Annotated in this window: 10 protein-coding genes; 4 read left to right on the forward strand and 6 right to left on the reverse strand. The window is 64.0% G+C overall.

Annotated features, from left to right (window positions below):
• Positions 1-187: 187 nt before the first annotated feature.
• Together PHA81_RS00300 and PHA81_RS00305 are read right to left on the reverse strand one after the other, a co-directional pair.
• Positions 188-1,339, reverse strand: a complete 1,152-nt coding sequence (locus tag PHA81_RS00300) for a hypothetical protein (protein WP_005043267.1) — start codon at positions 1,337-1,339, stop codon at positions 188-190.
• An 80-nt stretch (positions 1,340-1,419) separates the two neighbouring features.
• Entirely contained in the window at positions 1,420-2,265 is an 846-nt protein-coding gene (locus PHA81_RS00305; protein WP_005043268.1) for an SDR family NAD(P)-dependent oxidoreductase, read from the reverse strand.
• Between the two features lie 229 nt (positions 2,266-2,494).
• Between PHA81_RS00305 and PHA81_RS00310 the strand changes: the two genes are divergently transcribed.
• Genes PHA81_RS00310 through PHA81_RS00320 form a run of 3 tightly spaced genes read left to right on the forward strand, consistent with a single transcriptional unit; the run spans position 2,495 to position 5,614 of the window.
• Entirely contained in the window at positions 2,495-3,823 is a 1,329-nt protein-coding gene (locus PHA81_RS00310; protein WP_049910066.1) for a sugar ABC transporter substrate-binding protein, read from the forward strand.
• 10 nt (positions 3,824-3,833) lie between these two features.
• Positions 3,834-4,772 carry a sugar ABC transporter permease gene (locus PHA81_RS00315; RefSeq protein ID WP_005043270.1) on the forward strand — a complete coding sequence of 313 codons (939 nt, stop codon included), beginning with the start codon at positions 3,834-3,836 and terminating at the stop codon, positions 4,770-4,772.
• Entirely contained in the window at positions 4,769-5,614 is an 846-nt protein-coding gene (locus tag PHA81_RS00320) for a carbohydrate ABC transporter permease (protein ID WP_005043271.1), read from the forward strand. The genes PHA81_RS00315 and PHA81_RS00320 overlap by 4 nt, the downstream gene beginning before the upstream one ends.
• 27 nt (positions 5,615-5,641) lie before the next feature.
• Here the strand turns inward: PHA81_RS00320 and ugpC are convergent, their stop codons facing one another.
• Entirely contained in the window at positions 5,642-6,742 is a 1,101-nt protein-coding gene (gene ugpC, locus PHA81_RS00325) for a sn-glycerol-3-phosphate ABC transporter ATP-binding protein UgpC (RefSeq protein WP_005043272.1), read from the reverse strand.
• A 192-nt stretch (positions 6,743-6,934) separates the two neighbouring features.
• On the opposite strand from ugpC, the gene PHA81_RS00330 reads away from it, so the two are divergent.
• Entirely contained in the window at positions 6,935-7,936 is a 1,002-nt protein-coding gene (locus PHA81_RS00330) for a hypothetical protein (protein WP_005043273.1), read from the forward strand.
• Between the two features lie 65 nt (positions 7,937-8,001).
• On the opposite strand, the gene PHA81_RS00335 is transcribed toward PHA81_RS00330, so the two are convergent.
• From PHA81_RS00335 to PHA81_RS00345, 3 genes are all read right to left on the reverse strand, one after another.
• Positions 8,002-9,627 carry a PKD domain-containing protein gene (locus PHA81_RS00335; protein WP_005043274.1) on the reverse strand — a complete coding sequence of 542 codons (1,626 nt, stop codon included), beginning with the start codon at positions 9,625-9,627 and terminating at the stop codon, positions 8,002-8,004.
• Positions 9,628-9,784: 157 nt separating this feature from the next.
• Positions 9,785-10,894, reverse strand: coding sequence for a glycosyl hydrolase family 18 protein (locus PHA81_RS00340; RefSeq protein ID WP_169317818.1), 1,110 nt, complete (start codon positions 10,892-10,894; stop codon positions 9,785-9,787).
• A 246-nt stretch (positions 10,895-11,140) separates the two neighbouring features.
• On the reverse strand, positions 11,141-13,291 hold the full coding sequence (locus PHA81_RS00345) for a glycosyl hydrolase family 18 protein (RefSeq protein ID WP_005043277.1): 2,151 nt from the start codon (positions 13,289-13,291) through the stop codon (positions 11,141-11,143).
• Positions 13,292-13,330: the final 39 nt, after the last annotated feature.

Genomic DNA, 13,330 nt, shown 5'->3' on the forward strand with positions numbered 1-13,330 from the left:
CTGTCTACCTCCTCCCCGAAAGTCCATCTATCGTCGTTCCACGGTCGATCCCATCGCCGTCCGCGAGTGACAGAGCTCAGTCGCGACACAGCCAAGCACGAGCAGGAGCTGGGCTAAATACAACCTTTTCTGTTCAAGAGAGTCTATCCGTAGCGGACCGCTTCGACGTTCGCCGATCCCGTAGCGGCTACCGATACGACTCGGTCGCCGCGTCGATCCAGTCGAGGCTGTGTTCCGGGAGCAGCCCGTCGTTATAAAAGGAGACACGCTCGACGCCGGCGTCGGCGAGGCCGTCCACGACGTCGACGAGCGCCGCTCGGTTCTCGATCGCTGGATGGCCCGCGAGGACGCCGGCGTGAACCGGCGTGTCAGTGAGTGATCGGGCTGTACGAACGCAATCGGTGATCTCTGCTCGATCCGATCCGTATGCGAGGGCTACGTGGTGATCGAGATCGGCCGCGAGTCGGTCGGGATCGGCCCCGTACTTCCACGCGTTCTCCGGTGCGAGGTTCGGGAGGTAGTACCCGAGATCCGCGTTGGCTTCCTGGCGAAGATCGGCGAACACGTCTGCAAGGGTTTCGCAGCGAACCGCCACGTACGACCGGACTGCCTGGTGGTGCATGAGCCAGGCGGCGACGTCGATGTCCGATGAGCGCTTCCCTGCTGCAATGGCGTCGAGGGTCTCGACACACTGCTCCCGCGCTCGCTCGACGTCGACACCGGCGTCGGCCGCGTTCGCTCGACACGCATCACAGAAACAGAGTCCGAACAGGAACTCGCCGAGATCTCCGAGGTCGACGTGGATCTTCTGGTGGTGCCAGCCGAACCCGGTTCCATAGAAGTAATCGAACTGTTCGAGCTCGATCCGTTCGAACGGGGCTCGTGTGTCGAGGTCCGCAACGAGCGTCGTGAGATACCGCTGCACCGCCAGCTTCGACGGACAGAGCCCGAAGACGAGTCGATCCCCGTACGGGTTTTCGATCGCAAGGTCGCGGTTTGCCATCCCGAGCCGTGAGTTGTGACAGCCGACGGTCCACGAGTTGAGTGCGAGCGAGGTGTCGGCGATCCCGTCGACGATCTCGGCCAGCCAATCGTCCTCACTCATCTGCTCGTTCGGTACGGGTTCGAGCCGGCCGTACTCCCCGTCCGGCTGGAAGTACGCACTCGCCTGCGCGAAGAACGTGCTGCGGCCCGGCTGGCGGGGGTGGTACGTCTGGACTGCGTGGTAGTTCGTCGCGAGCGTGATCTCGTCGATCCCGATGCGTTCCAATCGCCTCGCAGCCCGTTCGACACCCTCGTCCACGAGGCTCCACGGGTACGCCCAGATCGCGAACTCCATACTCGACCGACCACCGGGGCGTACATAGATGCTCGGTGTGGTGTCGCCGGAGATCGATCGTCCACTACACCGGAGCCGGGCTACTCCCGTGTCGGTGCCTCGTCCGCATCGTAGACGCGCTCGTGGAACGATTGATCGAGACCGGCGGTGAGACCGCCGTCGACCACGAGGTTCGACCCGGTGACGAACGACGATCGTTCCGATGCGAGAAACAGGGTCGCGTCAGCAACTTCGTCGGGCCGTCCGAACCGGCCGAGCGGGTACTGGTCGAGCCACTCCTCGCGCGCACTCCGCTCGTCGTCCCGATCGCCCACGTCCATCTCGTCAGCACGAGCCTCGGTCTCGATCGTACCGGGAGAAACGACGTTCGCCCGGATGCCGTGTCGACCGTACTGGGCGGCGATCAGCCGACAGAGCGAGAGGATCCCGCCCTTGGCCGCCGTGTAGCCAGTCAAGCCGATACCGGTGAGCGCGTTCGCGGTGCCCATGAACACGATCGAGCCACCGCCGCCGTCGACCATGACCGGCAGCGCCGCCTTGACCGTCCGGAACTGACCTGTGAGATTCACATCCAGGTTCGCCTCGAAGACGTCCTCGTCGATGCGATGGAGAGCATCGTCGTCGATCATCCCGCCGGCGTTCGGCACGAGGACATCGATGCCGCCGAACCGTTCCACGGCCGCCTCGATGAGCGAGTCCACGTCCCCGGAATCGGTGACATCACAGACGACGCCGTGTGCGCGGCCGGGCGTGTCGGCGTCGGTGATCGCGTTGGCGACCGCCTGAATTTCCGTGTTCGAGCGCGAACAGAGGACGAGGTTTGCGCCGGCCTCGGCCAACCGCTCGGCGATCGCTCGGCCGATCCCCGACGATGCGCCGGTGACGACGGCCGTCTCGTTCGAAAGCACGCCTTCGATGTCGGTCATTGGTCGATACCGAGAGCGCCACCCGGCAGAATCTTAACTGTACCGCCGACGGGTCGCGATAGTACTGTTCGTCGACGGCCCGGCACTATCATCGAGTCGAAACGAAACGACTCGGTAGTGCACGCTACTGACGATCGGCCGGACAGATGGTCCGTTCTCCCGCCGACAAACGTTACGCGGGCTACAGTATAACCAAGTTTTATATGCGTGGGTGAGTTTCACAGCCGTGATGTCTGATAGAACAGCGGGTAGAGCCGAACGTAGCATCGACCGGCGGGAGATGCTTGGCGCTCTCGGCGCCGGCGGTGCGGTGGTCATCACTGGCTGCCTCGGTGACATCGGTGGCGGTGGCAACGGTAGTGACGGGAACGGTAGTGGTGGAGGCGATGGCAGCAACTCGCTCCAGTTCCTCACGATGGGTGTCGGCGAGAACATCAAGCAGTTCTTCACGGAGAACAACAAGAAATTCGAGGAGGAAAACGACGTCTCGCTCGAGTTCACGAGCGTGACGTGGGATAACGCCCAGCAGACGGTCAACAACCGCGTCGACGGCGACAAGGCACCGGACGTCGGTCGCTGGCCGGCTCGGTGGATCCCACAGCTCGTAGGCAAGGAGGCGTTGGTCCCGCTCGACGACATGATGGGTGGCGACTTCGGCGGGAAGTTCTACGAGGGAATGGCGGAGGGCTGTAAGTACGAGGGATCGTACTACGGGGCCCCGTGGGCCGCCTCGAACAAGTGTTTCTACTACAACAAGGACGTCTTCGAGTCGGCAGGTCTCGATCCAGAGAACCCCTCGCTCGACACGTGGGACGACATGCTTGCGGCGGCCCAGACGGTCACCGAGAAGACCGACACGCCGGCGCTCGGCCTCGCGGGTGCCGACGCGATCGAGACCGGCTCCCAGTACTACCACTACCACTGGTCGCACGGTGCCGACCTCGTCGACGATGATGGGAAACCCGTGGTCAACTCCGACGCGGGCGTCGAGGCGCTGACGTTCTTCTCGGATCTGCATCTCGAGCACGGCGTGACCCAGTCCTCGCCGCTGTCCTCGACCCGTCAGGACATCCGTCAGCTGTTCGAGGGTGGCGATCTCGGGATGGTGATCGCTCACGTCTACACGGGGATCAACATCGACGATAGCGATACGGACTTCGGCTACGGCATCGTTCAGGTGCCGAAGGGGCCAACAGGCCGCTTCAGCCTGAACACCATCGACGCCGTATCGGTGTTCGCCCAGACGGAGGTCGAGGACGCTGCGAAGGACCTCCTCCGGTTTTACTTCGACGAGGATCGTCATTTCCAGTACGCGAAAAACAAGGGGTTCATGCCCACGATCGAGGCGGTCGGCGAGCGCGATTACTTCCAAGACTCGAAGAACTGGGCTCCGTACATCGAGGCGGGACAGTACGCACGTGCCCGGCCGAAGCTCACGAACTTCAACGAGTTCAACAGCCGGGTGGTCCAGGCGATTCAGGAGGCGCTGGGCGACCAGAAATCGCCGCAGAAGGCGCTCGACGACGCCCAGAGCGATCTCGAAGAACTGACCGGGTGAGGACGATCACATGGGATTCGCCGAAGACTACACCGAACCTACGTCGGATTCGCGTCTCGAACGGGGGCTCGATCACCTCCAGCAGAACAGTCGCGCGTATCTGCTGATCGCGCCGACGATCGTGTTCTTGCTGGCGGTCATCGGCTATCCGATCCTGGAGACGTTCCGGCTGTCGCTGTTCCGCGCTCCCTCCGAGACCAGCATCGAGACGTTCGTCGGTCTCCAGAACTACGTCGAGATTCTCAACAGCGATGTCTTCTATCAGCTACTCTGGCAGACCGGCCGGTGGGTGGTCGTCGGAGTCGCGGCCAAGACGCTGCTCGGCCTCCTCATTGCCGTCCATCTCAACGGCGATATCGCCGGCCGGAAGTTCTTCCGGACTGCCTTCCTCGTCCCGTGGGGGATCCCCTACGCGATTTCGGCGGTGGTGTTCACGTGGATCGAACATCCACAGTACGGCTACTTCAACGCCATCCTGATCAAACTGGGCGTGATCGAGGAAGGGATCGGCATCCTCGGAAGCCCGGAAATCGCGTGGATCGGGACGGTCGCCGCGGACGTCTGGATCGGGACGCCGTTCATGGCGATCATCCTGCTCGCCGGCCTCCAGTCGATCCCGGAGGACCTCTACGAGGCCGCCGCGGTCGACGGGGCCGAGCGGTGGCACCAGTTCCGCCACATCACGCTGCCCCAGCTCAAAGGCGTGATCCTGATCGCCACGTTGCTCTCGACGATCTGGACGTTCGTCTCGTTCGACGTGATCTGGACGATGACCGGCGGTGGGCCGATCGACACGACCCACACCCTCGTGACGTGGATCTACCAGACCGGGCTCGAAAACGGCAATCTCGGGATGGGTGCCGCCTACAGCGTCATCGGCTTTCTCCTCCTGATGGCGTTCGCCGTCGTCTATCTCCGGGTCTACACCAGCGGGGGTGAGGAGCTGTGACGATGGCCGGCCAGGACCGAGGACGACTGCGGAAAGTGCGTCTCTACGGCGTGTTGCTCGTGCTGTTCGGGGTCATGATGTTCCCGTTCTACACGATGTTTTCGAGTACGCTCAAGCCCGAGTCGGGGCTGTTCGCCTCCCCTGCAACCCTCGTCCCGACCGAGCCCACGATCCAGAGCTATCTCGCAGTGTGGGGCCAGACCGACGTGCTGCTCTGGATCGCGAACAGCTTCCTGATCTCGGGCGGGACCGTCGTCCTGACGCTGCTGCTCGCGATCCCGGCCGCGTACTCGTGTGCGCGCAACGACTTCGTGGGCAAGCGGACGTTCCTGCTGGCCGTGCTGGTGGGGCAGATGTTCGCACCGGTGGTGTTGATCGTCGGGCTGTTCGATGTCGTCACCGGCTTCGGGCTGTTCAACAGCTATCTCGCGGTCATCATCCCGGCCGCGGCGTTCACGCTTCCGTTCAACGTCTGGATGCTGTACGGCTACTTCGGGACGATCCCGGTCTCCCTGGAGGAGTCGGCGCGGATCGACGGTGCGAGCCAACTCCAGATCCTGACGAAGATCGTGTTGCCGCTGACGAAGCCGGCGCTCGTCGCCAGCATCACCTACACGTTCCTCTACGCGTGGAATCGCCTGCTGTTCGTACTGACCTTCCTCACCGACGCGGGCAAGTACAACGTCCCACGGGGCGTGTTCTCGATGGTCGGCGCGCTCCAGACCGACTGGCGGATGATGCTCACGGTGTCGGTCATCGGCATCGTCCCTCTCCTGATCCTGTTCGCCTTCCTCGAAGAGTACATCGTCGCTGGGATGACCAGCGGTGCGGTGAAGGACTGATCCACGTCGATCGTCGGCGAGGGCGTTTCAGGCCGTCGTCACCGTCTTCGGTTCGTCGTCGAGCGGGACACGTTCGCCGTCCTCGCCGAAGAAATGCACGTCGGCCGGATCGAAACCGAGCGAGATCGTGCTGCCCGGCTCGGGGTGGTACTCGCTGTCGACGCGTGCGGTGATCTCGCCGCTGCCCTCGGCGGGCTGGAGATAGATGAAGTTGTCAGCTCCCATCGGTTCCACGACATCGACCACGGTATCGATATGGCCGTCACCGGTGGCGATGGCGAGGTCTTCCGGGCGGACACCGAGCGTGTATTCGCCGGCCGGGAGGTCGATCGGAAGGTTCGTCTCGAACCCCGTTCCCGCGAGCGCTACGCCGTCGTCGGTCGGTGTCGCGGTCACGTCGAAGAAGTTCATGCTCGGCGAGCCGATGAAGCCGGCGACGAACTCGTTGTTCGGCCTGTCGTAGCACGTCTTGGGTGCGGCCACTTGCTGGAGTTCGCCGTCGTCGAGGATGGCGATCCGGTCGCCCATCGTCATCGCTTCGGTCTGGTCGTGCGTGACGTAGATCGTCGTCACGCCCAGCTCTTCCTGGATGCGCTGGAGCTCGGTCCGCATCTGGGTTCGCAGCTTCGCGTCGAGATTGCTGAGTGGTTCGTCCATCAGGAACACGTCGGGATCGCGGACGATCGCGCGGCCGAGCGCGACGCGCTGTTGCTGGCCGCCAGAGAGCTGTTTGGGCAACTGATCGAGCAGCTCCGGGATCTCGAGGAGCTCGGCCGCTTCCTCGACACGCGATTCGATCTCGCCGTCGTCGTGCTCGGCGAGGCGGAGCCCGAAGCTCATGTTCTCCCGCACGGTCATGTGGGGGTACAGCGCGTAGTTCTGGAACACCATCGCGATGTCGCGGTCCTGAGGCCGGACGTCGTTGACGACCCGATCCCCGATCTCGATCTCGCCCGCGGTGGCGGTTTCGAGACCGGCGATCATCCGTAGCGTCGTCGACTTGCCGCAGCCCGAGGGGCCGACCATGACGAGGAACTCCCCGTCCTCGACCGCGAGATCGACGTCCTCGACCGCGAGGAGATCGTCGTCGTACACCTTTGCGACCCCCGAGAGATCGACATTACTCATGACAGGTCGTCTCACCCTGCGGAGTTGGGCAGCAAAAAACTATCGGCGGACGAGACTCCCTCGTGACAGTTTGCTTCACTCGGTCGAGCGTCGTTCGTGCTGACGCCTTCACGTTCGTTGGACCGAAACCCCTCGTTCCACCGGGATTGCCGCTACCTCGTGGTTTTTGCCCCTCCCCTCGGTGGGAGTGGTATGGAGACCGGAACGAGCTACTTCGGCGTCCGCGACGTAGATCACGTCACGAGCGATCTCGATCGATTCGCCGACGAGGGTCTCGATGCGATCCTCCACACGTTCAGTGAGCGCGATCGGGAGTATTATACCGGGACGATGGGAGACATCATCGAGGCGAGCCACGACCGTGGGTTCGAGACCTACGTCAATCCGTGGTCGGTCGGCCGGGTGTTCGGTGGCGAAGCGCTCTCGGCGTTCATCGGCAAGCATCCCGATGCGTGCCAGGTGCTCTCGACGGGCGAGCGCATCCCCGCAGCCTGCTTCAACGCGCCCGAGTTCCGGGAGTATATGCGGGGCTGGACTCGTGACGCCGCCGGAATCGGAGCCGACGTGCTGTTCTGGGACGAACCCCACTGGTTCATCGCGAGCTGGCACGAGGAGGAGTACCCCGAGGACGCGTGGGCCTGCCGATGCGAGCACTGCCAGGCCGCCTACGAGGAGGAGTACGGCGAGTCGATGCCTGACGAACAGACCGACCGGGTCACTGCGTTCCGCGAGGACGCCTTACTCGACTTCCTCGACGAGATGATGACGCTCACCCACAAGGAGGGCGCAGAGAACGCGGTCTGTCTCCTGCCGAGCGAAGATGCAGATCACGGGCTCTCCGACTGGGAACGCCTCGCCGCGAACGATGCGCTCGACGTGCTGGCGACCGATCCCTACTGGGCGATCCACGCTCCCGACGAGGCGGGGGAGTTCGTCGGTTACTTCACCGATCTCGTGGAGTCGCTCGCCGAGGAGTACGACAAGCGCAGCCAGATCTGGATCCAGGGGTTCCGGCTCGACGGCAGCGACGCCACCATCGAGGACGTCCACACCGCGACCCGGACCGTCGCCGACAGCGACGTCGACAGCGTGTTCATGTGGGGCTACGACGCCTGCCGGATCATCTCCGATATCGCGTGCGAGGACCCCGAGGCGGTCTGGAACGCGTACATCGACGAGCTTCCGGCGGAGTAACCGTTCGTCGTCGCGCTGCTTGCGAATCGGGATCGACGCTTCAAAAAACGTCCGCCGACGGGCCGCTAGTTCCCGTAGCGATTCTTCATATCGAGCGTGGCGACCAGCTCGGTGTTCTGGTCGATGCTGGACATCTGTTCACGGAACTCGACGTGGCAGGTGTCGAGCATCACGTCGACCAGGTCGGTGAGCGGCCAGTCGTACTGGCCGGGGCCCGTGACGTTGTGGTAGGTCATCGAGAACTTCTGATTGGGGTAGCACGTCCTGTACATGTACGGGTTGTTGTGCTGTGCGATACGGACCCCGTACGCCGAGAGCGGTGCGTCGGTTCCCTGGAACGGACCTGGTTTGTCCGCTGGCGGTAGGTTTACCTCGATGACGTCGCGCTGTGGGTGGCCCACCGAGAAGTTCTTCCGTTGTGCGTTGTCGTAGGAGAACTGATCCAGACCCCGTCCGTCTTTCGACGCACCGACCCACCAGACGACCGCGCCATCGATCAGCAGCGGCACGTTGGTGGTGTTTTCGAATACCAGCGACTGGTCGAAGATCCAGCCATCGCCGTGGAGTTCGGCAGTTCCCTTTAACGGCGCGTTCGCGGTGAATCCACTCCCGAGCGACGCACCCGTGACCGGATGGTTCTTCTTCGTAGTGGCGTCGACGATCGGATTGCCGGCGTTTTCGTACTGGCTGTCGCTGACACCGCTGCTCCAGTCGGACCGCTGGGACTGGTGGTAGACGTCGTCGAACTGTGATCCACTCGGCCACGCGTCCTGCACGAACACCGGTGGATCGTTCGTTGCCGAAACTGGTCCCGTGTCGGCCGTGAGGCCACCATCCCGTCCGCTCCCGTCGTTGAACGGGATCGGTTCGGTCTTCTCGGGCAGCGACGTCAGCCACGGCATGAGCCGCGCGGTGGTCTCCCGTGGCACCCCGTCGGCGGTGAACCGCTTGACCAACCCGAGCCCCCGGCCACCGAGCGCAGCGAGTTGCATCGAACCGTCGTCAGCGTTGTTCTGGATCGCCTTGAGATCCACGCCGTGCTCGCTGGCGTCGGCGGGCAGCTCGTTTTTGAGCAGCCCGGGAACGCCGCCTTCGGTCTCCTTCGGGTAGAAGTCCTTGTCGTACGCCGAGTAGAACTCCGAGAGGGTGGTGTTGGCAGAGACGTTGCCTCCGCCGCTGGTACCGCCGACGCTGACCGTCGTCGATGTGGCGGCGCTCGCACCGGCGTCGTCGGTCACCGTCAGCGTCACGGTGTAGCTCCCGTTCGACGAGTACGCGTGCGTGGCGGTCTTGCCTGTCGCGCTTGCGCCGTCGCCGAAAGTCCACTCGTAGGACGCGATCGAACCGTCCGCATCCGACGAGCCCGATGCGTCGAACGTGACCGACGCACCCGGGTCGGGCGCGGACGGACTCGCCGTGAACGAGGCCGTCGGCCCTCCGTTCACGGGTCCACACGCGCCCTCACGGGTCCAGACGTTTTGGCTGGCGGCGGGTGCGGTGCCTTTGGTCCACCATTCGGCGGTCCAGAGCGCCCCCTCGTGGGTTACCCGATCACCGCCCGAATAGGCGGTCCCCGAGTCGTACGCCGGGACGCCGCTGCAGTCGGCCGCCGCTGCGATTCCACTGAGGCCGTACGCCGCGATGGGTACTGTCGATACCTTCTGGAGCAGGCTTCGTCGTGTGTGTTTCATCGTTGTTTCGTCGTGTCGTCTTTCGTTTCGTGTGCGATCCGGCGGCAAGTGATGGGATCGGGGATCGTCGTGGCGACTTCCTCGGCGAGCCATCGGGAGCCAACCGGGGAAATCGAGGTCGTCCTCGATCCCGTTCGAGCGGCTCAGTCCCCGTCAGTTACCCGAACTGCGTGAAGATGTCCGAGAACTTGCCGTTGGTATCCTTGTTCAGTGCCCACGGCGCGATGCTGTACATGCCCTTTCGCTCGGCGTAATCGACCAGTTGCGTCGCGTCCTGGGTCGATATCTGGCTGAGCAGGGGCGTCACGCCCACCATCGACCAGATCGCGCTCCGGGACTTCCCGGTGTAGACCGTCTCCAGGAAGTCCACAGTACCTTCGAGCGACTGGGAGATCGAACCGAAGTTCTCGTCGCCCTGGAAGTACATCGTCATCGGCTGGACGTAATCGAGGCCGACGCCTTTCTTTTCGGCGTCCTTGATCCACGTCTTGCCACGCGAGTGGCCGTAACTCACGATGCCATCCGCGGTCGCAGAGACCGTGAAGCCGACCGTGACGTTCGGTCGCTCCGCTTTGAGCATCGCCAGCGCCTCGTTGCGCATCCCGTAGAGCGTCTCGGAGCGCTGGTCGGCGTTCTCGTCGTCGATGTCGAGCGTGCTGACGCCGAGCGTGTCGAGGATGTTGGCGTAGGCGTTTTTGAGTTCGGTGGCGCTGCTCGCGTCCCGAGCCACGACACGCCCGTCCGCGCCGCCGATCGAGACTCGCACCTCGACGCCGTTGTTCTGAAGCGCTTGGATCGTGTCGGTCTGTGTCGAGAGTGGCTTCTGGCTGCACGAGCCCGTGTTGCAGCCCGAGAGCCACCCGGCGTTCACCTTGCCGTCGTCCGTGGCGTCGCCGAGGACCGTCAGGTAGACGTGATCGAGGTTCCGGCTCGTCACACCGTCGACCGGATTCATCCACGTACCCGCGTAGAGGGAGTAAATCCCACCGGCGCTCCCGCCACCGCCGCCTCCGCCTCCGCCGCGGCACGTCCCCTCGCGGGTCCAGACGCTCTTGCTTTCGGCGGGCGTGCTCCCACGAGTCCACCACTCGGCGGTCCAGAGTGATCCGTCGTGGACCACCTGATCGCCGCCCGAGTAGGCGGTATCGGCGTTCCACTGTGGCACGCCGCTACAGTCAGTCGCCGCCGAAACGGTTCCGCTCGCGCCGATCGCCAGCGCCGAGAGTCCCGCTGCCTTGCGCAGTACGTTCCGTCGTGTATGGTTCATGGTTCGTGTTCGTGGTGTCGTCTTCCGCATCGTTCGTCGAATGCTGTGCGCCGAGCACACGCCCGTCGCGACGAGTCCGTTGGATCGAAACGCCGCTCGAATCGGCAATCCCGATCCTCGATCGTCCGTCGTTCGTCACGGGTGGTGGCACACCCCGCTGGATCGGCGGGCACGTCGACCGCCGATCGGGCGTGTCGCGTCGTGTGTGGTTCATCGGTGGATCGATCGACGACCGCCGGCCAGCGATCAGATCGTGGCGAGGATCGCGTCGAGCAGCGTCTCGTTCCAGTCCTGGGAGAGCTCCCAGAACATCACGCCCTGCATGCCGCGCTTCTTCGCGAACTTGACCTTCTCCTCGATCGCCTGCTCGTCGTCGTAGCTGATGATCGTGTTCTCGGCTTCGTTGACGAGGTACGGCACCGAGCCGGGCTGGTGACGGTACTTCGTCCATCCACTCGTGTTCTGATAGTTCGCTTCCAGATCGCCGAAGTCGAACGCGCCCGTCGGATCCGCACCCTTTTCGAGCTGGTCGTGCCACGTCCCCTTCGGCAGTCCGCTGTAGCTGCCGTAGAGTTCGGTGCCGTTGAACCCGCGTCCGTAGAACGGCAGCCCGAGCACGAGCTCGTTGTGGGCGGCGGGCTCGGCGGGCGGGTACTTCCACTGGCCGGGCCAGTAGCCCGTCTCGCCGTGATTGCCTGCGTACAGCTTGTCCACGGAGTACTCGACGTAGTACTGAGCGGTGTAGGTCTCGCCGTACTGGGAGTTCTCGGTCGGATGGCCCGAGCCGTACAGCGGCGCGTTCAGTCCGGCGACGTCCATCCACGATCCGGTGAAGTCGTACGCCATGATCATGGTGTAGTCACAGATCTCGCCGATCTTGCCGTGACGGAGCCCACCCGCGTTCCAGTCCGAGCCACCGTTGGCGACCGAGAGGTAGTACTTCTGACCGTCTTCCTTCCCGGCGGCGTCGAGCGCGTCGCGCAGCGCCTGCAGCAGCTTGATGTGGTTCTCGTAGTCCGCGTTGCGACCACACTGGCACTTGCCCTGGGAGCTACCGGGATGCTCCCAGTCGATGTCGACGCCGTCGAGGTCGTACTTCCGGACGATCTCGACGCTCCGGTCGGCGAACGTCTGGCGCTTGCTCTGGCTCGCCGCGATGTCGCTGAACCCCTCCGAGTCGGCCCACCCGCCGATCGAGACCTTCACGCGAGTGTCCGACGCCGGACCCGATTTGAGCTTCTTGAACCGCTTCAGGTTCTTCCGATCCTGTTCGCTCATGATCGTGGGGACGGCCTTCTTCGCGTCGACGCCGAGGAAGGCGTACTGCACGTCCGTGACCTTGCTCCACGGGATGTCCTTGGGGTAGTAGTCGTACTCCGGCGTGGCCTTCCAGCCGGGGTAGTAACCGATGACTTTGAACTCGTCCGAGGGACCGGTCCCGACCGTCACATCGCTCGTGGTGGTCGCACTCGCACCCGCGCCGTCCGTGACGGTCAGCGAGACCGTGTAGGTCCCCTTCGAGCTGTAGGTGTGACTCACAGTCTTCCCCGAGCCCGTCGACCCGTCGCCGAAATCCCATTCGTAGCTGCTGATCGAGCCGTCGGGGTCCGACGAGCCCGACGCGTCGAACGTGGCCGCCTTTCCGGGCGCGGGCATCGATGGATCGACCGCAAACGACGCAGTCGGCACCTCGTTGGGATCGCCCACCGTGAGCGTCGAAGTCGTGGATGCGGTCTTGCCGCCATCGTCGGTCACCGTCAGTTCGACGGTGTACTTCCCGACGGCGTCGTAGGTGTGGCTCGCGGTCTTTCCGGTCCCCGAGGTGCCGTCGCCGAAGGTCCACTCGTAGGACGCGATCGAGCCGTCGTCCGAGGAGCCCGACGCGTCGAACGTGACCGACGCGCCCGGGCCGGGTGCGGATGGACTCACCGTGAACGAGACGATCGGCATTTCGTTGGCGGGCCCGCAGTCGCCCTGTTTGGTCCAGACGTTCTCGCTGGCGGCGGGTGCAGTCCCTTTGGTCCACCATTCGGCGCTCCAAAGTGACCCCTCGTAGGTCACCTGATCGCCGCCCGAGTAGGCAGTGTTCGCATCGTACGCCGAAACGCCGCTGCAGTCAGTGGCGCTCGCCTCACTGCCGGAGCCACCGTTGGCGCTACAGTCGCCCTGTTTGGTCCAGGCGTTCTCACTCGCGGCGGGTGCGGTACCCTTGGTCCACCATTCGGCGGTCCAGAGCGATCCGTCGTAGGTCACCTGATCACCACCCGAATAGGCGGTCCCCGAGTCGTACGCCGGGATGCCGCTGCAGTCGGCCGCCGCTGCGATCCCACTGAGGCCGTATGCCGCGATGGGAACTGTCGATACTTTTCGCAACAGATCGCGTCGTGAATCGTTCATGATTCGTGGTTCGTGTTTTGTGGTTGTCGTGGTTGGTTG

It is taken from the genome of Halococcus sp. PRR34, from assembly GCF_028617175.1.
GTDB classification, from domain to species: Archaea; Halobacteriota; Halobacteria; order Halobacteriales; family Halococcaceae; genus Halococcus; species Halococcus salifodinae.